We start from the raw sequence: 21,095 nt of genomic DNA, 5'->3' as shown, positions 1-21,095 counted from the left end.
TTTTAACTTTAAAAGGAGATACATGAAATGCCAACTTTACGTGAAGAAACAATCAAGATGCACAAGGAAAATCAAGGAAAGCTTGGTGTCCATTCAAAGGTTCCCGTCCGTAATACAAAGGACTTAAGTCTTGCGTATTCTCCAGGCGTAGCAGAGCCATGCTTGGACATTTATAAAGATGAGAGTAGAGTATATGAGTATACGATGAAGGGAAATTTGGTTGCCGTTGTCTCAAACGGAACTGCCGTACTTGGTTTAGGTAATATCGGACCAAAAGCAGCCATGCCTGTTATGGAGGGGAAAGCATTACTGTTCAAATCATTTGCTGATGTGGACGCATTTCCGATTTGTTTGGATACAACGGACCCGGATAAAATGGTAGAAGTTGTGAAACTATTAGAACCAACGTTTGGCGGAGTGAATTTAGAAGATATTGCAGCACCTCACTGTTTTGACATTGAGGAACGATTACGAAAGGAATGCAATATTCCGGTTTTTCATGATGACCAGCACGGTACAGCGATTGTAACAGCTGCCGGATTAATCAACGCGTTAAAATTAGCGAATAAAAAAATTGAAGATATTCGCGTTGTTGTAAACGGTGCAGGTGCTGCGGGAGTCGCAATTGTTAAGCTGCTTCTTCATATGGGTGTAAAAGATGTCATTTTATGTGATACAAAAGGAATCATTTATGATGGTCGTCCAGTGGGCATGAATTCATTTAAAGATGAAATGGCCCAAATGACAAATAGCGAACAAAAACAAGGTCTGTTAGAAGATGCGCTTGTCGGAGCGGATGTATTTGTGGGGGTGTCAGTTGCAGGTGCTGTCACAAGAGAAATGATTCAGTCGATGAATCAAGATCCAATCATATTCGCCATGGCTAATCCAGTACCAGAAATTATGCCTCAGGATGCTAAAGAAGCAGGAGCACTTGTCGTTGGAACAGGCCGTTCTGATTTTCCTAATCAGGTCAATAATGTCCTCGCATTCCCCGGGATTTTTCGAGGTGCGTTAGATGTTCAAGCAAGAGAAATTAATGAAGAAATGAAGTTAGCTGCTGTTTATGGGATCGCTGGACTGATTGCAGAGGAAGACTTACATCCCGATTATGTCATTCCAAATCCTTTTGATCCAAGAGTGGCAGCTAATGTAGCAGCATCTGTTGCTTATGCTGCAATGGAAACAGGTGTTGCGCAAAAACATGTGAATGTTGAAGAGATAAAAAAGCGTCTAGAAAACCTTGCAGTAGAAGCTTTTGTATAAATGATCACTTGCACTTATAGAGGGTGTCTAAAATGGGGCTGATTCCTGTTCTGGCACCCTCTATTTTTTGTGGAAATCTGCTATTACTGTCCATGTCCCCTCATCTATCGAATGTTAAGATACATTCTGTAAAGATAGTTCATCGTATTTTAGGCAAATGTTTAGTCCTAGGACAATAGTGGAACATAATATAAAATTGCAGGTAGCAGGATTTGCTGCATGAAGAATAATAAAGGGTTTTAAGGGGTTTTTATAAAGTTTAATCAGAGAATGATTTCAATTGGTGTTGATTTATGAATAGAGGTTATCAAAAATGCTCTAATCTTATGATTATGATAAGTATCTTATGTAGATTAAAAATAAATAAAGTATAGGATGTATGTTTTATAACTGTACTTTTAGGAAGGGATCGTATGCTTATTACTTTTTTACTTGAGAACTTACCCGTTATTATCTTATTAGCAATCACAATGCATGGTTCAATACTTAAAAATTCATTACAAAAGAAGAAAAAAGAATCGAATTAAGGGTTGAATTCTAAATTAACACTCTTATTACGATATCTCCTGATTTGATTAGGAGGTATTTTTTGTTGTTAAAAACAATAATGTATACAGCGGAACTGTTATAAGTGAATCACTGATTTATCGGACATAGAAATTGCAAAATAAAAAATCATAACTTACTTCTTAAATTACATGCTTGTACATAGATTTATAGTAAAAAAATTAAAAGGTGATTTATATTTTCCAGAAGATAGCTGCTATTCTAATAGGTAGTTTATTGATAAGCATTGGAATAAATGGTTTTTTAGTTCCACATCATTTGTTAGACGGGGGAATTACAGGAATAGCTCTTATATTGCATTATTACTTTAATTTCCCAACTGGTTTAGCTATGTTTCTCTTAAGCATACCTCTTTTCATCTATGCGTGGTTCTATAAACGAACATATTTTTTTAATAGCTTTTTAGGTTTAATTGCTACTTCTATAATGATTGATTGGTTAACGCCTTTAAGAACTCAATTTTTGCTTTCTATCTATATCAGTGTCATATTAGGTGGAGCAATTATTGGAATCGGAGTAGGAATCATGCTTCGGTATAAAACAAGCACGGGAGGAACCGACTTGTTAGCCCAATTTATATCAGATTCTATTTCTGTCAATATAGGTGTTATTATTTTGATTATTGACGGCTTAATACTAACAGCTGGGTTTAATATGTTAGGAATAAATGCATTCCTTTTTTCTTCCGTAAATATTTGTATAATTGGAATCATTACGTCAAAGATTGCAAAGCCAAATATCTTTTTGGAATAAATACCTTTGAGCGAGGTTAGGTTACGAACAGCTTTAAATATTAATTGCATATTTAATAGAGAAAAGGAACTATACCTAAAAAAGTGGAATAGTTCCTTTTTTTATTTTGATAAACTTGATATGTTTAAACATCATGGACCTATTCTGTTTGATAAATCATTTAGAATAACGGAAACAAATGGATTAGTAAATGGTTAACAACTAGTTTTCTCGTCTCTGTAATTTTGATATTATTTTAGTGATAAAGTTTTTTGGGGGAGTATTGATATTTAGATATAACAATAAAACAGACCAGGCTTCAAATGTTTTTAGTAAGGGAAGGGGAAGGTGTATGGAAGAACAAAAATTGTCGAGAGGTCTTAAAAACAGGCATGTACAACTAATCGCCATTGGCGGGGCAATTGGAACGGGGTTATTTCTTGGGGCAGGGAAGTCTATTCATTTGGCCGGACCATCGATCTTATTTGCTTATTTAATTACAGGAGTCATTTGCTTTTTAATCATGCGTTCCCTTGGAGAACTTCTTTTAACCAATTTGAATTATCATTCTTTTGTTGACTTTGTAGGAGACTATTTAGGTAATATGGCAGCATTTATTACAGGCTGGACTTATTGGTTTTGCTGGATTTGCATTGCCATGGCCGATTTAACTGCTGTTGGTCTATATACACAGTATTGGTTCCCTAGTGTACCACAGTGGTTACCAGGATTTATTGCCCTTGTTATTTTGTTAATAATGAATCTTGCAACCGTTAAACTGTTTGGTGAAATGGAATTCTGGTTTGCATTAATTAAAGTTATTGCAATTCTCGCACTAATTGTAGTTGGGATTTTCATGATAATAAAAGGGTTTTCCACAAATTCTGGCACATCCAGCTTCGCGAATCTGTGGAGCCACGGGGGTATGTTCCCGAATGGCATGAATGGGTTTATCCTTTCATTCCAAATGGTCGTGTTTGCGTTTGTTGGCATTGAACTCGTAGGACTTACAGCGGGAGAAACAAAAGATCCTGAAAAAGTAATCCCAAAAGCGATCAATAATATCCCGATTCGAATTTTGATTTTCTACATCGGTGCACTTCTTGTCATTATGAGTATTTATCCTTGGAGTGCCATTAATCCGGCAGAAAGCCCATTTGTTCAAGTTTTCATGGCGATTGGTATCGTTGCAGCTGCAGGTATCGTCAATTTTGTTGTCCTAACATCCGCAGCTTCTGCTTGTAATAGCGCTATATTTAGTACAAGCCGGATGGTTTATTCACTTGCCAAAGAAAAGAATGCACCTGTTTCATTTGCAAAGCTTACTTCACGTAAAGTACCTTCCAATGCATTGTTCTTTTCAATTGCCGTCATTCTAATTGGCGTTGTTTTGAACTATGTGATGCCTGAAGGAGTATTTACGCTGATTACAAGTATTTCTACCGTATGTTTTATTTATATATGGGGAATTACTGTCATTTGCCATCTAAAATACCGTCAAACAAGACCGGATCTTGCGAAAAAGAATAAATTTAAAATGCCGCTTTATCCATTTTCCAATTATCTGATCCTAATATTCCTGGCATTCATTCTAGTCGTGCTGGCACTGGCGGAAGATACCCGTGTTGCCTTATTCGTCACACCTGTTTGGTTTATTTTATTGATTGCGATTTATAAAATGCGAAAACCAAAGGAGAATTATGCGGATCAGGTAAAAGAGGAAAAAGCAGTGGGAAATTGAGCAGCAATACGAAAAATAAAAATGGGACAGAGAAGGGTAGATGAAACCAAGAAACTACTCTTATCTGTCCTTTTTTGCATGGGGCAGGATGTGTCGTAAATTTTAGAAGGAGTGTCGCTTTTCTTACATCCATTAACAATGAACATGCTCAAGCTTAGTAAAAGAAAGGGTATAATAAAAACATGGAAACAGACACTAAACATATTAATCATGATTGGAATGAGAATACAAAGAAAGAGAGGAGATTTGATGACGAACGAGAAAAGTGAAGCAGGATGGAACCTAGATAACAGCTATGCTCAGCTGCCGAAAATATTTTTTACCAGCCACAATCCAACCCCAGTAGAGTCACCAAAGCTGATCATACTCAATGAACCGTTGGCAGCATCCCTTGGATTGAATGCCCAGGCTCTGCAATATGAAGATGGAGTAGCCGTGTTTGCCGGAAACAAGATTCCTGAAGGTGCTTCACCGCTTGCGCAAGCATATGCAGGGCATCAATTCGGGCATTTTAACATGCTTGGGGACGGGCGGGCTTTACTGCTTGGCGAACAGATCACTCCTGAAGGAGAACGGGTTGATATTCAGCTAAAGGGATCAGGGAGAACGCCTTACTCCCGCGGGGGCGATGGGCGAGCTGCGCTTGGACCGATGCTGCGCGAATACATCATTAGTGAAGCGATGCATGCCCTTGGGATTCCGACCACGCGCAGCCTTGCAGTGGTCACGACTGGTGAGCCCATCTACCGGGAAACGGAACTGCCTGGTGCGATCCTAACTCGAGTGGCAGCCAGTCATCTGCGCGTCGGCACCTTTCAATTTGCAGCACAATGGGGCACAGTAGAACATCTCCGGGATTTGGCTGATTATACATTGCAACGGCATTATCAGGACGTTCCCGCTGATGAGAACCGCTATCTCCGCTTGCTTCAGGAAGTGATCAAGCGCCAGGCTGCACTGATTACGAAATGGCAGCTAGTTGGCTTTATTCATGGCGTAATGAATACCGACAATATGACGATAAGCGGAGAGACGATTGATTACGGCCCATGTGCGTTCATGGATACTTATGACCCGGCAACCGTCTTTAGTTCAATTGATAGGCAAGGCCGCTATGCTTATGGAAATCAGCCATACATTTGCAGATGGAATCTTGCACGATTTGCTGAAACATTATTGCCGTTGCTGCATGACGATGAGGAAAAGGCTCTTGAATTGGCTCAGAATGAGATTTCTCATTTTTCGAAGCTGTATCAGGCTAATTGGCTTGAGGGAATGAGAGCTAAGCTGGGAATCTTTAATGAAGAGAAAGAGGATGAAGCCCTGATTGAAGATCTCCTCAAATTGATGGAAAAGCATCGTGCAGATTTTACAAATACCTTCCGTGCGTTAACGATTGAGCAACATGAGGGATCAGACCTGTTTGGAACCGAAGAATTTACACAGTGGCATGAGCGGTGGCAGGTAAGACTGGGCAAGCAGCAGGAATCGAAGGAATCCTCACTTGAATTGATGCGGAACTCTAATCCGGCGGTTATTCCTCGTAACCACCGGGTAGAAGAAGCTCTCGATGCTGCAGTGCACCAAGGAGACTATAGTGTGATGGAACGACTTCTTAATGTTTTATCAAAACCATACGACCACTCTCCTGAACAGATTGAATATTGCACTCTGCCTGCGCCTTCATCCCGACCGTATCGAACATTTTGCGGCACATAATAAATGAAGAACAATGTGGCTGCCTTTAAGGGGCTGCTCTTCCACAACTATCAATATATGGTGATATAGACTGATGGAGATCCTGTATATTGTGTTTGAGGGGCTGGCTTTTTTTGAGTCAGCCTCATTTTTTGCAGCATTTCCCAGCGGAATGGATTAAATTTTAAAGAAAAACAAAATTGTGTCGATATAAATGGTAGATATTGATAACTTAAATGTTTTACTTTTAAGGATTAATTTAGCGGTTGCTGATGAAGCATTGTAATAAAAGAAGGAAACAGATCGTAACAGTTGCCTCTTTCAAACTGCTAAATGGTTGACATTATCATATTAGAAAAGAGGAACTCTCAATAATGTTCACCAAACAGTTAGAAAACAAAGTAAACAAGTTTATGAGAATACTGGATGCTCGTGATCCATATACCGCTGGCCATTCCAAGCGGGTTGCAAAATATTCCATTTGGATTGCAAAAAAATTGAGTCTGGATGATAATGCATGCAGTGAGCTATACAAAGCGGCCTTGTTACATGATATTGGGAAAATTGGCATTCCTGATCAGATTCTTCTAAAACCAGATCGGCTAACAGAAAAGGAGTTTGAGATCATTAAACAGCATCCTAGGATTGGAGCCTCAATTCTATCAAATATGGAACCGAAAGCTTCAATGGTTTATGCGATTCAAACAGTCAGGTCACATCATGAAAGAATGAATGGAACGGGGTATCCGGATCAGCTAAAGGGGGATGATATTCCGCTTTTCGCAAGAATTGTCGCGGTTACGGATTCATTTGATGCAATGACAACCCCTCGATCCTATAGCACTCAATTATCTTATCGAGAAGCCGCTGCAGAGCTCATTCGCTGTAAACATACTTTGTTTGACGCAAAAATCGTTGATTCGTTTACAGAAATACTTGAAGAATGTGATTATCAGATTGCAAACTATGAAATTGAATTTGGTGAGGGGTTATTGTGAGTTGATATGGCAACAAAAGAAGGTCAGATCCCTCAAACACCGTAAATACCAAAAATTTAGATGTTGGAGGATCTGACCTATGTGCATCAAACACATCTTTTTGAACTGTATTTTGTTCCTTTTGTCATTTTTGTTTGTTTACTATTCAGTTTGCGTATCGGTATTTTGTTCTGTATTAAAAGGATTTCGACCTTCCATGCCTTTTGGACCGCCGCCATTTCCGCCAAATCTCCCGGCAGGTGCCTCTGTCACACCAGATTCATCAAGATATGTGATGATATCAGATAGTGTAAATGTGATCGGTTGTGTGCCATCTTTATATTGTGCTGAATCATACAAGCCATCTTTATTTTCTCCGCTTAAAGCTCCGCCTGAACTAATTGTATAGGACTGGTCACTTTGCAGGTCTGGTGTACTGATGAGAATGGTTTGGTATTGCTTTTCAGGCGCAATGGCAAAGATTTGTTCACCTTTTTGATCTGCTACATAGACGGATGTTCCGGCTTCTTGGAACTCGGAAAAAGTCATCATCACCGCGTTTTGTGTTGAATCCTCTGAAATTCCTTGGGCCATGCCGCTGCTGCCTGCAGCAACTAAAATGCCTCCTTCCATCATGTAGGACTCCGTATAATCCAGCGAACCATTTCCAGATGAGGTAGGTCCGTATACAAGCACCGTCCCACCCGTCTGTTTAATTGCAGTATTTGAGTCGAGGCCATCACCATTTGCGTCAACATATAGGTAGCCTCCTTCAATTATTAATTGACTATCTTCCGTTGATTCTTCACCAGCTGTTTCTTCTTTAGCTGCAGCTGTTTCTTCCTCGGCTGAAACATTCATACCCATCCGGGGCATTTCCGCATCACTGCTGCCTCCATTAACATTTACGCCATCATCTTCTGAATGAACATAAATGCTGCCATCAGCGACTGTAATATTTACCCCTTCAATACCTTCTAAGCTTTTTTCAATATCGATGGTTCCGCCGTTTATAGCTACGTTTGCACCACCGTGAATACCATCATCTCCAGTTGAAACCTTGATTTTGCCTCCAGCAATGGTTAGGTTTTTATCACTATGAAGAGAGTCTTCGAGAGAGTCGATGGTAAATGTTCCTCCAGCAATGGTCATCTCAGTGCCTGCTTTTATCCCTTTTGTGCTAAATGTATCCTCTGATTCTGTTTCTTCCGCATTCATTTGCGGCGGCTCACCACCTGCCGGCAAGGCACGGGACGCTTGCAATTGTTCTTGAATCTCGGGATAATTTTGTAAAATTGTTTGGATCTCCTCAAAGCTTTTTGCATTTTGAAGCTGTTCTTTTATTTCATCGGAAACCTCTATTCCCGCTAACATAGGTTCGATCATTGTTGACATATCCTCAGTGGTTCCCAAAGGACGATCCATTGGCTGTTCAGCGCTTTCAATTGTTTCCGGGCTTCCTCCACCTGCAATAATCGAATATTCTCCGTCTATAACGGTAACAGCCTTTTCAGCTTGTATGCCATCACCTTTTGCTTGAACCGTTACCGAACCGCTTTCCAAAACAATGTTTCCTTTCGATTCGTCCTCATCATTCGAGGCTTTCAAACCATCTCCGGTTGCTGTTACCGAGATCGCAGCATCCTTTACAGCTAATAAGTCACGGCCGACAAAACCATCATCAGCAGATGTAACCTCAATCGTTCCGCCTGTAATTTTTAAATCGTCACGACTCGTAATGCCGTCCTTGAAATTGCCTGTTACGTTTAACTTACCAGATCCATTGATCGTTAAATCGTCTTTACTAAAGATGGCCGCTTCTGGCTCATCTGTTTCACCATCTTCATAAACGTATTCTTTTCCATCAGAAAGGGTATTCTCAGTGTCCTTTTCAAGAGACAGCACGGTCTTATCTGCCTGTTTTACATAAATAGGTGCACTTGTTGAGGAGTGAATCTCTGCGCCATTTAAAATAAGTCGAACCTTGCCGGCATCCTCAGCATCGACCACAATTTGGCCATCCTCTAGTGTTCCCTCTACAACATAGGTTCCTGTTGTACGAATCAATATTTGTGATTCCTCAACAATGACGCCATCATTTTCTTCCACCGTTGCCGTTGTTTCCTCTAAACGAATATAGGTTACATTTGAATCTTGCCAGCTGGTATACGTATCATCGCTGTCATACGTGACGAGATTACTAGCAAGCTCAGCTGCATTTGTCCTGCTGCTCGGATTGCTGCTGCAACCACTGGTGATAATGGCAAGACAAGCGAATAGAGATAAAAACCTAGTCATGCTTTTGTTCATTTTATTAACCTCCTTTGTTAAAACTTTGCGTTTGATGGGAAAAAGAAGGGGCTAATATCCCCTTCTTATGCTGTAAAGTTACCATCATAACTTAGCATGACGGCAGAATGAACGCCTTGGATGGCTGAAAGCTCGGATGCAATCTCGGCATCGTTTTCTTTTACACGAATTTCATATGTGACTTCCATTTCATGATCTTGAATAATTGATGTTGATTTTAACGAGAATTTTTTTGTTTTTTCTTTCATGATGCTTTCAATTTGTTCCCCGACAGCATGTTGATCATATTTCACAACCAATAGGTAAGGGTTGTCCACTTTGATTTTATTTGCGAATAAAAGAATAACAAGCCCAATAAGGACAGAACCGACAGCAGATAATAATATGAATCCTGCACCGCTCAAAATACCGGCAATAACAGACCAGAATAAGTAAACTAAATCCATTGGGTCTTTAATGGGTGTACGGAAACGAACGATTGATAACGCTCCAACCATACCGAGTGATAATAATACGTTTTGGCTGATTCCCATGATGACTAACGCCGTTGCCATTGTCATAATGATTAGTGAAATATTGAAGGAATGTGAGTAAATCACACCGTTAAAGGTTTTCTTATAAATGGCGTAAATAAATAACCCGACTAAAAAAGCTACGCCAATCCCAAGCAGGGAATCAATAATAGAAAATGAGGTTGTTTTCTCTATAAAACTTGATTTGAAAATATCTGAAAAATTAGTAGCATCCATTTTTTTCTCTCCTATTATGTTTTTTAACCATACATGCGACTTAATTGATATTTTGAATATGCTTCTTGCCTTGTGTCTGACAGCTGAAGTAAAAGTTTAATAGAATCTGGCAAGTATTCATCATATTTTACTTCCAAGATGACCAGATTTGGTTCAAGCACATCTACCATTGGTAAATGTTTATTGAACATATCTGTATTTTGTAAGCTTGATTGAACCTTTGTATCAAAGGTGATTCGAACATTTCCATAAGGGTACATTAATGCTTCACGTTCATAGTCAACCACCGTCTTCGGTTTAATTTGGTGATTTTGTATTTCAAAAAATAAATTGCGAATAAGGGCTCGTTCGTCTTGATTCATCCAGTGAACGTCACCGGTCCGCATTTTTTCAAATTCTGCTCGTGTTATTTTGCATTTTGATTTGTATGTCAAATTATTTCGTTTGCTTTTTCGCTCAAGATTGATGACATCATCTTTTTTCTCATAAATGCGAACACGGTATTTATCCCTTTTTAGGAACCCTTCCTTTTTCTCGTTCAAAATTTTATTATCAAAATTATCGAAGTATGTTGAACGAATCAAATATTTCCCATTTGCTCCAGCATTGGCATCTCTTTTCATAAAATGCAGCAGTTTACGACGCAGCACGTGATATTCTGCCACCGAAATCGCATGTTTAAGCTCTTTGCGACCCTTTGGATTAAATGAGGTCTGAATCGGCATTTTCATTTCCTCCCTTTTATCATTTTTACAAACCTCCTTTTTAAAGGAGATGAGTAATCAATTAGTTGATTAACACAATAGTTACTCTAAAGGGGAAATGTGTCAGGTAGATGTCAAGTAAAGATTTTGTGAAAATAATTTGGTTTTTGTAAATTTCTTTAGGGAAGAAGTGGGAAGAAGAGGGGAGGGAAAATGGGCTGTTCCATTTTCTCGGTTTTTCTCTGCCAGGAAATTATAAATTTCTTGAACTGTGGATAAGCGCTTCGACATCCAACTCCTGCGCCTAGCCCCTCTAGGGTCTAGGCAATTTAGAATTGAAGGCAAAGATCGCCTTCTATTCTAAATCGTCTTATTTGCCCTAGGTTGAACGAGGCGCTTGCACTTTTGTTCATAAAGTATCATTTACATTTTGTGTCCTTAAAAGGCGTACAACGATATTCCCAAGTTGCCTGCCTAATCTTAATCCTTCATCATTATCTATTTTAAAATGAACACCGGCGTACAAACGTGACAGGGCGCATCCTTCCATCACCTTTTTAATATTTTCGGCCTCTGGCGGGAAGAAGTAGCTTAAGATCGACTCAGCAGATCCTGCAACAGTGGCGTGTGCAGAAGGGTAGGCTGGAAAACGCGGTGTTGTCAATACAGGAGAAAGGTTCCTGCCATATTGATTCGGTCGTGCCACATCCCAAAGATACTTAAAATACCAGGACATCACAAAGGCATCATTAACAGCAGCATGAAAATATCCAAGTGCTCTGGCAAGATGCGGAGAGCCTAGCCGGTATTTTTTTGCAAAGCTGAAAATCATTGGTGTCATGTTCTCCGTTGCTTCGACCGTTCCCCAGTATTGTGCGAGGCGGATTTGCTGAGGTGTTAACGATGCTAAAGTTTGTTCAACAATCGATAACTCCTTCTCCCAATCAATCTCAAGAGGATGTTTAATTTGCCAATGAATCCGTTGCCCAAAGGGATCAAGAAATATATTGTTTCCTTGTCTCTTAATAAAAAACATCGGAAAATAAGCGGGAGCCGGATAAGCCTTAGGCGGGGTTTGCTCTCCTTGATAAGGATACTCTGACCACCTTCGATAATTTGTCCTCATAACAACCAGCCCTTTCAATTTTCTACTTATTCAATATGAGAAGGGGGAAGAAAATATAACATGAAATGTCGTTTAAGTAGGAGAATGAGTAGTCACAGAACAGAGGAGTGGTTTAATTAATGAGAAGAGTGGTTTAATCAACAGAATAAGTGGTCGCAGAACAGGTGAATGGTTCAAAAAAATTGGTAAGTGGTTCAATAAAAAAGAGAAGCGGTTCAATTAATGAGAGAAGTGGTTCAAAAAAGAGGAGCCGTGGTTCAATCCCAAAGAACTCAGGGATAGTCCCCAAGTTTTGCTATTCTTAGCTTTGCGGCAATATCTTCTTTTTTAATGAACATACAGGTATAATGAAGTCAGTTAGATTTATTTTTATAGAAAGGAAAAGATTAATGAGTCAGGAGAAATTAAAAAATCATAAACATACAGGAGAACATAGTACAGGAAAAGTATTATGGCAATTAACTCGTCCTCATACATTAACGGCTTCATTTGTACCTGTCTTAATTGGAACGGTTTTAGCGATGTTTTATGCGGATATAGATCTTTGGCTTTTTGGCGCGATGCTTTTTTCTTGTCTTTTTATTCAAATTGCTACGAATTTGTTTAATGAATATTATGACTTTAAACGCGGGCTTGATACGGAAGACTCTGTAGGTATTGGAGGAGCGATCGTACGTCACGGGATGCAGCCAAAGACGGTGCTGCAATTAGCGTTAGCTTCATACGGAATTGCATTATTGCTTGGCGTCTATATTTGCAGCAATAGCAGCTGGTGGTTGGCTGTGGTTGGACTTGGAGGGATGGCGATTGGATACCTGTACACAGGAGGACCTTATCCAATTGCGTATACACCTTTTGGAGAACTATTTGCAGGGATTTGCATGGGTTCATTTTTCGTACTGATTTCTTTCTTTATTCAAACAGGCATGATCAATACACAAAGTATTTTAATCTCCATTCCGATTGCGATTCTTGTTGGTGCTATCAATCTCTCGAACAACATTCGTGATATAGAAGAGGATATAAAGGGCGGACGCAAGACGCTAGCGATTTTGATGGGACAAAAAAGAGCCATTTATTTCTTGGCATTTTTATTTGTACTGGCTTATGTATGGATTACAGGTTTAGTCATTACGACGAATATAAGTCCGTGGCTGTTTCTTATTTTCCTGAGTATCCCAAAGCCGATTCAGGCTATACAGGGGTTTGTACGCAGAGATAATCCATTGAATATGGTGATGGCGATGAAAGCAACTGGCCAAACGAATACCATTTTTGGCTTTCTGCTCTCAATTGGCTTATTTATAAGCTATCTTTTGTAACATTATAATCCAATGACCCTCCTGTTAATTCTAAATGGGTTATAATGGAATTAATTTAAAATGGGGGACTGTAAATGATCATTGGACTGCATCACGCACAAATCACGATTCCAAAGGGTGCTGAGGAAGAAGGGAAGCATTTTTATTGTCGTATCCTAAGATTAAAGGAAATTGAAAAGCCGGACTCCCTTAAAGGAAGAGGAGGGTTTTGGCTGCAAGTTGGGAATCTTGAGGTACATGTAGGAACAGAAGAAGGCTTTGATCGATTCAAAACAAAAGCCCATTTAGCCTACGAAGTAGAAGATGTTTCATATTGGAGAAGAGTATTAGAGAAACATCATATAGAAATAATCGACTCTGTTCCGATCCCTAATTATGAACGCTTTGAGTTTAGAGACCCTTTTGGTAACAGAGTAGAGATGATAAAAGAAATGTAAAGTGAGAGCGCTGATTATGCATCAGCGCTCTTTTTAAGATATAAAAAAGCCTCTGTGAGGAAATTTTACCCTATTATAAGAGTAACTAACTTAAAAAATTTTTAAAATTAAGATGAACTTTTAAGGTGTTTGCATTATCTAACGTGTAGGAACAGAAGGGAGGGTTCTTGTTGTCAGACTATAATAACGTCATAAGGGCGCAAAAAGGTGATAAAGAAGCATTTAGCCAGCTGATAAAAAGTCATCAAGCACAATTGTATCGTATCTCTTTATCTATTTTAAGATCAGAGGTTGAATGCGCAGATTCGATTCAAGAAACGATTTTAAAGGCGTTTGATTCAATCAAAACCTTAAGAGAACCAGACTATTTCAAAACTTGGATCATACGTATTCTCATAAACGAGTGCTATGCGATTTTACGAAAGAAGAAGCGAGTGATCCCGACCGATACGTGGGAGGATTATCCTGAGGTTGAAAAAGATTACCACCATATTGAAATACGGGATGCCGTCAACAAACTGTCAAATGAATTACGTACCGTTATTGTTTTATTTTATTTCGAAGATTTATCTATAAAGGAAATTTCTGATATTGTGGATATACCCGTAGGGACTGTTAAAACAAGACTTCACCGTGCGAAAAAACAGTTGGAAAAATCCTTGAGTTCGGAGAAAGGAGTGGATATACATGAACAAGCTTGATGAGCAATTATCCAGATTAAAAGAGGAGCACCTTAAAATTGAGATACCAGATTCTATTTCTACTAAAATCGATCAAACACTTGCAAATTTACCACGGAAAAACTCAAAAAGGATAAAATATAGAATCTCTTATTTGATATCGGCTGCAGTATTGATGATTGGATTATTTACTGGAACTTATTACATGGTCAATCAACCATCGGAAACAGAAATTATAAACATGGATGTGGGTTATGAAGTAGATGTAAGCGATCCTCGTAAACTGGTAGGTTATGCCGATCATGTATTTATTGGTAAAGTCATCGAACAAGCTGGGACAAAGAAAATAAGCGGGTTTCCAGAAACCCAATTTAACGTAAAGGTGCTCGAAACGATCAAAGGTGATTTAAACGGAACCATTATCGTCAATCAGAATGGCGGCTATGATGGAAATCAATTAACGGTTATAAATGGAGATTCCCTCATAAAGCCTGGAAAAACTTATTTGTTTGCAACAAAATACCTTGAATCAGAGAATTGGCATACGTTGGTGCCTGCTTATGGTGATGTATTAATAGAAAATGAGGAGAAGCAGAAAGAGTTAATCGAAACCTATAAAAAAGCGTATGAAAATCAAATTCCTTATAAGATTGAGCCTTGAAAAGCAAACAGTCCAGCTTCTTTGGTTGGACTGTTTTTTTTATGTAAAAAGCACTACAAAATTTGGACATTTTGAGATATTATCCTTATTTTTCAATATTTTACAATTAATCAGGATATGTGATGAAATTTTTGAATACTGTAAACAGGTGATAAAAAGAGAGGGAATTATTTTACATAGTTTTCAGTTTCTTGTTATCACTAAAAGCATACAAAAATGATCAAAAGGAGAGGGATGAAATGAAGGCAAAGCTGTACACCCTTGTCATTGGTGCTTTAGTTTTTACGATGCTGCTAGTTCCAACTAGTACGAAGGCTCACTTTTTAGGTTATGACTCTGTTGATGATGGAGAAATTCGTTATGGTGACGAGACTGGCTACAATAATGCGATCAGTCATGCTCGCAGTCAGTGGAATAGTGTCGGCAGAATTAATATCGCCCCAGACGACTCTTGGGTTTATGAAGATGTCACATATATGAGCACAACCAGAAATGACGTAACATGGGCTGGTTTATATACAAATACATCAGGTGCAGATGAAATCTATTTCAACAAGAAATATATGGTGCCTTATGGGGATCGTAAAGAAGAAATTGTCGGCATTCATGAAACGGGGCATGCGCTAGGTCTTGCCCATAGTTACTCAGGTCAGGTTATGGCCAAATATGTCAGCGACATGGCCCATACACCGCAATCACATGACAAAAGCGATTACCACAGTTTATGGTAGGGAGGGGAAAGGATAATGAATAAAAAAGCTCTCATGATAACAGCAGGCATCATCCTTGCCTTAGTTGGTATTTTTTCTTATGCTAATGCCAATTCATTTAAAGATCAAGCTCTTGAAAACAAACAAGAGCCAGAAACGGTTATTGTTCACACAACCTCTGCCCTTGATTTGTCTGATCGTAATCAATTAGTTGGCTGGGCTGACAATGTATTTGTTGGAAAAGTTGTAAAGAAAAAAAGCTCAAAAAAATTAAACACATTACCCGAAACGCAATTCGCTGTTGAAGTAAAGAAAAATCTTAAAGGCGAATTGACTGGTACCATTGTTGTCAACCAGCAAGGTGGCTATGATGAGGAAGAAAAGAAAACGTACGTTATTGAACATGATAAGCTTTTAGAGGAAGGAAAAAAATATTTATTCGTTACGAAACACAACAAAGAACAGAACTTCCATACCCTTGTTCCGGAATACGGTGACCTTCTCATTGAAAATGATGTAAAATATAATAAACTAGTAAAAGAGTTTAAAACAGTTTCAACAAAACAAGTTCCATTTAAGATTGATCCAGGACCTGGGCCTGATACAGGTAATAATTAATTTATAAGTTTTAGGAAGACCGTTATTCTTGGCGGTCTTTCGTATTGAAACTCGTTCAACCTCAAGTTGATGAAACAGGATTACTGATTATTGTCCTATCCACTTTTTTAGGAATAGACATGGTCTTAATTGAAATAGGAAACCCAGTAGTTGACTGAAGCTTCCAATGAAGCAGTAACATGAGATGATGAGGTGAGATCGGATTGAATCCATTGTTAATTGATGTCCCTGAAAAAGTTGAAACAGAACGATTACTCATTCGGATGCCAAGACCTGGGGACGGCTCTGCGGTATATCGCGCGATTCAAGCGTCTATCAATGAATTAAAGCCGTGGATGCCATTTGCCCAATACGAGCAGACGGAACAGGATGTAGAGCTTAACATCAGAGAGGCACATATAAATTTTTTGAAAAGAGACGATTTGCGCCTTCACGTCTTTTTAAAAGAAACGGGTGAATTTGTGGCTTCATCTGGATTACATCGAATCAATTGGTCAATTCCCAAATTTGAAATTGGCTACTGGATTGATACTCGTTATAGCGGAAAAGGTTATATGACAGAGGCGGTTCAAGGTATTACCGATTTGGCTTTTCATAAACTAAATGCAAGAAGGCTAGAGATACGCTGTGATTCAAATAATGTCAGAAGCAGAGCGATACCGGAGAGATTAGGGTTTACATTAGAAGGAATTCTAAAAAATGATGGAATATCACCAGGAACACAGGAATTAAGGGATACTTGTGTTTTTGCAAAATATAAGGGATAGATTAAGAGATTTTTTACTAGAAAAAACAGCTTAGGTCTTCGAAGGAAGATCCTTTTTCAAAAGGAAACTATAAAATTTTAACATAGTTTTTGTGTCTAGCTCCTGCGCCTAGCCACTTGAGGTCATAAGCCAATTTAGAATTGAAGGGAAAGAACGCCTTCTTTTCTAAATTGGCTTATTTGCCCTAGGCTGATCAAGACGCTTGCGCTTTTCTCATGTAATTGGAAAAATAGATAGGAAGGGCTATGGTGCAATATGGTAAAATAAAAGGAATAATAGAGGAAAAGTAAAATTCATAGCTTTTCCTTTAAAATTTACTTGTTTTTATCTTAAAATAATACTATTAGTCAAAGGAATTTAGAGGGGAAGTTCAAACGTGAAAAAAGGTATTCTTGGAGTTGTTTGTGGTGTTATCATTATTGGTATTTTATTACTTATGAATATAAATACGCCTTCTCAAGAAACGGAAGGCTCAAATACAACGGAAGAAAGTGTTCCAGAGGAAATCGAAACAGCTGCTGAACCTGAGGTTGAAAAAATCGCAAATGAAAATGACGAAGCAGAACGAGAAGAAGAATTAAAAGAACTGGTGAAAAATCAATTTGAATATTTTGATTCACTTGTGAATGGAAATTATTTTCGAAATGCCAGAAGGAATGGACCAGATGGAAATTACTCTGACGGCTGGGTGTCAGCAAAAGTTGTAGATGAGCTTCACCAGCGTGCTGTAGAGATTGATGAATTTTTGCCAGAAGAAATTTCATCAACTGATTCCACATCTCAAGATTTGTTAAACGTGTTAATAAGAATTAATCAAGCAGCAAGTAAAACTGAAAGTCAAAAAAATGTGTACCATATTTATAAAACCCTTTACAATCTGCATGTTTCAGTAAATGAATATGAACTGGAAGAAGGGAAATTTGATCCAGAGGAAGATTGGTCACAAGTTTTTGATGCAGACATTGATCAAACGGTGAAAACAGAAGCCGAATTAAAATTGGAAAACGCAGCGGAAGAAACGGAATAATCAGAGCGAATTTTTTAAGGATCAAAAAAGTGATTTGCCACAATAGACCTAAACGATTAATCGTTGCATAAAAGGAGAATAAACCCTTGAATAATGTGAATTACAATGATATAAATGTTGTCTGCCCCGAGGATTGTGGAAATGCCCCTAAAAAAGTTGTGCTTAAGGAATTTATCATTGCCTTGGCCAAAAAAGATGTAAGCTTTATTTTTGAGAATGTTTCTGATGATATTCAGTGGAATAAAATCGGTTGTGAAAAAATCAAAGGGAAAGACCAATTTGCTGCTTCCCTGCAACAAATGAACGATAGAGCCGTAAGGGAAATAAAGATAACCAACATCATCACCCATGGACGGTCCGGAGCTGTTAGCGGTACGCTACTTTTAGAAGACAATAGAAAGTTAGAATTCTGTGACGTGTACATGTTTACAAGTGCAGGCAAGAATTCGAAAATAAAAGAAATGACGTCGTATGTGATTGAAATAGGATAATGAATCAAAAATTAAGGGCTTATCCATGCTCTTTTTTATTTCAGAGAAATGAAATACAGTTACGCCTTGACATAAGTCTGTACAAAAATCCCGTCTTCCTCAAGCCATTCAGCAATAAAAACATCTTTATAATCTGAGATATTTTGTGATAACAGCTGAATCTTTAGCCAGTTTTCATCAAAGCCGAGATCTTTTAGTTCATCCCATAATACTTGACCATCACGAATGAGGGTGACCGGAACATAGACTGGCTTTACTGAAAGATTCATATCCTCTTGGGTTGTTTTCTGATAAGGAGATTTCTTTAAGATGCTGATTGACCCATTTGCCTCCAAATAGCAAAAGGCGACCTCCCGAATAGAAAATGTTTCGCTTTGGCGCAGCAGGCTTTGCAGTTGATTTAGATTCATCCGGCTCTTTTTCAGGGCTTCCTGATCGACCACCCCGTTTTTTATGAGTGCAGCCGGCTTCCCTAATTCCCCTTAAAAATAAAAACTTTTGTGCAAGAAACTCAACAAGAAAGAGAAATAGTCCCCAAAGGACCATGGAATAAATAATATAGCCTGCACCAATGTGGTGGTCATATAGGGCATTTCCAAGCAAATCGCCTAATACAACGGCAGCAATAAATGTAAATGGAGTGATTTGGGTGATAATTTTTCTGCCCACGAACTTAACAAGGATAAACAATAGGAAAAAACCAATGATCAGTTCAACAGTTATAGATGCCACCTTCATCATTTAAAAAGCTCCAATCTGATCCAACGAATGATAATTTTACTTTATTTATAACCAAGAAAGGATGAAATATGTGCTTGAATGCCTTGATAGCATTTGCAGGAACTTCAGCAAGAGTAGCGGTTCTATAGAAAAAGGTATTGACTGATCTCTGAGAAAAAAATGAAAACAGCCTCTTGAATTTCCCTTACTTCTTTTTCCAATTATAAAATCTCCCCAAGTCTGTTCTATTCATACTATTGTTCCCTGCTTATCTTGTGGTATACTAACCTACGGTGAAATGAATGAAATGGAGGATTTCAGTGGGAAAACAATTGAGCAAACAACAACAAAAAGCACAGGTTGTCCCGTTTCTCCAAGATGGACAATATTATTATCATAAAGGCCTAAAGGCTTATCGAGAACAAAACCTTCAAAAAGCAAGCAAATATTTGCAAAAGGCAATCGAGTTAGATCCAAAGGACTCTGTAAAGCTCTCCCAGCTCGCGACTATTTATACCGATATGGGAAAGTACAGCCAATCAAATGAATTGCTTTCCTATATACTTGATGAAGTTGATAAAGACATGAATGAATGTCACTACTTTATGGCAAACAATTACGCACATCTTGGATTATTTCAGGAAGCATACAAGTGTGCAACTGAATATGCAAATAAGGAACCATTTGGTGAATTTACGATAGAAAACGAAGATCTCATTGAGCTTCTTACAATGGAAGATGATGATGAAGATCCATTTTTAAAAGATCCTGATGATTTAATTTTAAAACAGGATGCAGCAAAGTCACTCCTCGAAAGCAGTCAATTTGAAGAGGCGATTTTATTGCTTGAAGAAATTGTCGCAGAATACCCTGAATTTTGGTCTGCCCATAATAATTTATCGCTCGCTTATTTCTATATTGGAGAGGTTGATAAAGCGAAGGAATATTTGCAAACTGTTCTTCGGAGCAATCCTGGTAATCTTCATGCCTACTGCAATTTATTAGTTTTTTATTATTATGAACGCCAGGATGACAAGGTGGAGGAGCTTGCAAACATGCTGTCATCTGTCCATCCGCTTCTATACGAGCATCGCTATAAGCTGGGAGCAACCTTCGCATTGGTCGGGTATTATCCGCTCGCATATAAATGGCTTCGTTCCCTTTATAAGCAAGGCTTTGAAGGGGATGACACTTTTTATTATTGGCTATCCTATGCCGCTTATTTTACCGGTCACATCACGTTTGCTGAGCAAATGTGGGAGCGGGTCCTTAAAGAAAATAAAAGCAAGGCTGGCTCTGAGCCGTGGAATAACCAAAGAGATCATAGCGATCAGCGTATGAAAAGCTTGACACTTGAAGAGAGATTGTATGCTGTTTTTCTTGCTGTGCAAACGAATAATGAAGATCAGATTCTTGGGCTAAAGACAGCGAATGTCCCACAATCTCAATTAGAAAAAGAATTTATTGAGATGGCTTTATCAAAGGATTATAACGCTTATGATAAAATAGCCTCTATTTATCATATCGCAAATGTATTATTTGTTCACGAAGAGGATGATGAGTTCTTCTTATTTGTTTTTCGCACGCTTGTCAAAGCGTTTAAAAACGGGACTTCATTGAAAAATTATCTTGGCTGGGCCGCAGCACTGCATTATATTTGGAAAGACCAGCAAGACGAACCTATAAGCCAAACAGCTGTCGCAGAATTGTACGTTGTTTCTGTTTCAACGATAGGAAAATATGTAAAACAAGTGAGAAGGTTGGCGGATTAAGGAGCTTATGCTTTTAGTTT

19 protein-coding genes and 1 pseudogene are annotated in these 21,095 nt (G+C 38.5%); 15 read left to right on the top strand and 5 right to left on the bottom strand.

The window, feature by feature from the left end; all coding sequences use genetic code 11:
* Positions 1–27: 27 nt before the first annotated feature.
* The 5 genes from ystJ (at position 28) to ACSVDH_RS25330 (ending at position 7,002) form a co-directional block, all read left to right on the top strand.
* The gene (gene ystJ, locus ACSVDH_RS25350; RefSeq protein WP_439252674.1) at positions 28–1,266 is read left to right on the top strand and encodes an NADP-dependent malic enzyme; all 1,239 of its coding nucleotides are present in this window, start codon (positions 28–30) and stop codon (positions 1,264–1,266) included.
* Positions 1,267–2,010: 744 nt separating this feature from the next.
* Positions 2,011–2,586 (top strand): YitT family protein, encoded by a 576-nt coding sequence (locus tag ACSVDH_RS25345; protein WP_439252792.1) that lies wholly within the window; start codon positions 2,011–2,013, stop codon positions 2,584–2,586.
* Positions 2,587–2,917: 331 nt separating this feature from the next.
* A complete protein-coding gene (locus ACSVDH_RS25340; protein ID WP_439252675.1) occupies positions 2,918–4,306 on the top strand; it encodes an amino acid permease in 1,389 nt (462 codons plus the stop codon).
* Positions 4,307–4,555: 249 nt separating this feature from the next.
* The gene (locus ACSVDH_RS25335) at positions 4,556–6,025 is read left to right on the top strand and encodes a protein adenylyltransferase SelO (protein ID WP_439252676.1); all 1,470 of its coding nucleotides are present in this window, start codon (positions 4,556–4,558) and stop codon (positions 6,023–6,025) included.
* A 353-nt stretch (positions 6,026–6,378) separates the two neighbouring features.
* Complete coding sequence (locus tag ACSVDH_RS25330; RefSeq protein WP_439252677.1) at positions 6,379–7,002, top strand: HD-GYP domain-containing protein; 624 nt, start codon at positions 6,379–6,381, stop codon at positions 7,000–7,002.
* A 141-nt stretch (positions 7,003–7,143) separates the two neighbouring features.
* On the opposite strand, the gene ACSVDH_RS25325 is transcribed toward ACSVDH_RS25330, so the two are convergent.
* The 4 genes from ACSVDH_RS25325 to ACSVDH_RS25310 form a co-directional block, all read right to left on the bottom strand.
* On the bottom strand, positions 7,144–9,291 hold the full coding sequence (locus ACSVDH_RS25325; RefSeq protein WP_439252678.1) for a carbohydrate-binding domain-containing protein: 2,148 nt from the start codon (positions 9,289–9,291) through the stop codon (positions 7,144–7,146).
* A gap of 65 nt (positions 9,292–9,356) precedes the next feature.
* Entirely contained in the window at positions 9,357–10,040 is a 684-nt protein-coding gene (locus ACSVDH_RS25320; RefSeq protein WP_439252679.1) for a DUF4956 domain-containing protein, read from the bottom strand.
* 23 nt (positions 10,041–10,063) lie between these two features.
* A complete protein-coding gene (locus ACSVDH_RS25315; RefSeq protein ID WP_439252680.1) occupies positions 10,064–10,765 on the bottom strand; it encodes a polyphosphate polymerase domain-containing protein in 702 nt (233 codons plus the stop codon).
* Positions 10,766–11,153: 388 nt separating this feature from the next.
* A complete protein-coding gene (locus tag ACSVDH_RS25310) occupies positions 11,154–11,870 on the bottom strand; it encodes a vanadium-dependent haloperoxidase (RefSeq protein ID WP_439252682.1) in 717 nt (238 codons plus the stop codon).
* 389 nt (positions 11,871–12,259) lie between these two features.
* On the opposite strand from ACSVDH_RS25310, the gene ACSVDH_RS25305 reads away from it, so the two are divergent.
* The 9 genes from ACSVDH_RS25305 to ACSVDH_RS25265 all read left to right on the top strand — a co-directional run bounded on the left by ACSVDH_RS25305 (position 12,260) and on the right by ACSVDH_RS25265 (position 18,583).
* A complete protein-coding gene (locus tag ACSVDH_RS25305; protein ID WP_439252683.1) occupies positions 12,260–13,192 on the top strand; it encodes a 1,4-dihydroxy-2-naphthoate polyprenyltransferase in 933 nt (310 codons plus the stop codon).
* A 74-nt stretch (positions 13,193–13,266) separates the two neighbouring features.
* Positions 13,267–13,629, top strand: a complete 363-nt coding sequence (locus tag ACSVDH_RS25300; RefSeq protein ID WP_439252685.1) for a VOC family protein — start codon at positions 13,267–13,269, stop codon at positions 13,627–13,629.
* A gap of 170 nt (positions 13,630–13,799) precedes the next feature.
* Positions 13,800–14,330, top strand: a complete 531-nt coding sequence (locus ACSVDH_RS25295; RefSeq protein WP_439252686.1) for a sigma-70 family RNA polymerase sigma factor — start codon at positions 13,800–13,802, stop codon at positions 14,328–14,330.
* Entirely contained in the window at positions 14,317–14,970 is a 654-nt protein-coding gene (locus tag ACSVDH_RS25290) for a netrin-like domain-containing protein (RefSeq protein ID WP_439252687.1), read from the top strand. Before ACSVDH_RS25295 ends, ACSVDH_RS25290 begins: the two co-directional genes overlap by 14 nt.
* 239 nt (positions 14,971–15,209) lie before the next feature.
* A complete protein-coding gene (locus ACSVDH_RS25285; protein ID WP_439252688.1) occupies positions 15,210–15,701 on the top strand; it encodes a matrixin family metalloprotease in 492 nt (163 codons plus the stop codon).
* Between the two features lie 15 nt (positions 15,702–15,716).
* A complete protein-coding gene (locus tag ACSVDH_RS25280; RefSeq protein ID WP_439252689.1) occupies positions 15,717–16,298 on the top strand; it encodes a hypothetical protein in 582 nt (193 codons plus the stop codon).
* A gap of 203 nt (positions 16,299–16,501) precedes the next feature.
* A complete protein-coding gene (locus ACSVDH_RS25275; RefSeq protein ID WP_439252690.1) occupies positions 16,502–17,065 on the top strand; it encodes a GNAT family N-acetyltransferase in 564 nt (187 codons plus the stop codon).
* A 376-nt stretch (positions 17,066–17,441) separates the two neighbouring features.
* Positions 17,442–18,092: a hypothetical protein gene (locus ACSVDH_RS25270; protein WP_439252691.1), complete on the top strand. Its 651-nt coding sequence runs from the start codon at positions 17,442–17,444 to the stop codon at positions 18,090–18,092.
* Positions 18,093–18,187: 95 nt separating this feature from the next.
* A complete protein-coding gene (locus tag ACSVDH_RS25265; protein WP_439252793.1) occupies positions 18,188–18,583 on the top strand; it encodes a nuclear transport factor 2 family protein in 396 nt (131 codons plus the stop codon).
* 59 nt (positions 18,584–18,642) lie between these two features.
* Here ACSVDH_RS25265 and ACSVDH_RS25260 read toward each other — a convergent pair.
* A pseudogene (locus ACSVDH_RS25260) lies at positions 18,643–19,321 on the bottom strand (YetF domain-containing protein).
* A 302-nt stretch (positions 19,322–19,623) separates the two neighbouring features.
* Here ACSVDH_RS25260 and ACSVDH_RS25255 point away from each other — a divergent pair.
* On the top strand, positions 19,624–21,075 hold the full coding sequence (locus tag ACSVDH_RS25255) for a tetratricopeptide repeat protein (protein WP_439252692.1): 1,452 nt from the start codon (positions 19,624–19,626) through the stop codon (positions 21,073–21,075).
* Positions 21,076–21,095: the final 20 nt, after the last annotated feature.

This window comes from Metabacillus sp. Hm71, assembly GCF_051842955.2.
Classification (GTDB): Bacteria; Bacillota; Bacilli; order Bacillales; family Bacillaceae; genus Metabacillus.
This window is presented reverse-complemented; position numbering and strand designations above follow the sequence as displayed.

Coding starts and splice junctions, on each gene's coding strand:
- ystJ (WP_439252674.1), top strand. CDS start 28: ATGCCAACTTTACGTGAAGAAACAATCAAGATGCACAAGGAAAATCAA.
- ACSVDH_RS25340 (WP_439252675.1), top strand. CDS start 2,918: ATGGAAGAACAAAAATTGTCGAGAGGTCTTAAAAACAGGCATGTACAA.
- ACSVDH_RS25335 (WP_439252676.1), top strand. CDS start 4,556: ATGACGAACGAGAAAAGTGAAGCAGGATGGAACCTAGATAACAGCTAT.
- ACSVDH_RS25330 (WP_439252677.1), top strand. CDS start 6,379: ATGTTCACCAAACAGTTAGAAAACAAAGTAAACAAGTTTATGAGAATA.
- ACSVDH_RS25325 (WP_439252678.1), bottom strand. CDS start 9,291: ATGAACAAAAGCATGACTAGGTTTTTATCTCTATTCGCTTGTCTTGCC.
- ACSVDH_RS25320 (WP_439252679.1), bottom strand. CDS start 10,040: ATGGATGCTACTAATTTTTCAGATATTTTCAAATCAAGTTTTATAGAG.
- ACSVDH_RS25315 (WP_439252680.1), bottom strand. CDS start 10,765: ATGCCGATTCAGACCTCATTTAATCCAAAGGGTCGCAAAGAGCTTAAA.
- ACSVDH_RS25310 (WP_439252682.1), bottom strand. CDS start 11,870: ATGAGGACAAATTATCGAAGGTGGTCAGAGTATCCTTATCAAGGAGAG.
- ACSVDH_RS25305 (WP_439252683.1), top strand. CDS start 12,260: ATGAGTCAGGAGAAATTAAAAAATCATAAACATACAGGAGAACATAGT.
- ACSVDH_RS25300 (WP_439252685.1), top strand. CDS start 13,267: ATGATCATTGGACTGCATCACGCACAAATCACGATTCCAAAGGGTGCT.
- ACSVDH_RS25290 (WP_439252687.1), top strand. CDS start 14,317: ATGAACAAGCTTGATGAGCAATTATCCAGATTAAAAGAGGAGCACCTT.
- ACSVDH_RS25285 (WP_439252688.1), top strand. CDS start 15,210: ATGAAGGCAAAGCTGTACACCCTTGTCATTGGTGCTTTAGTTTTTACG.
- ACSVDH_RS25280 (WP_439252689.1), top strand. CDS start 15,717: ATGAATAAAAAAGCTCTCATGATAACAGCAGGCATCATCCTTGCCTTA.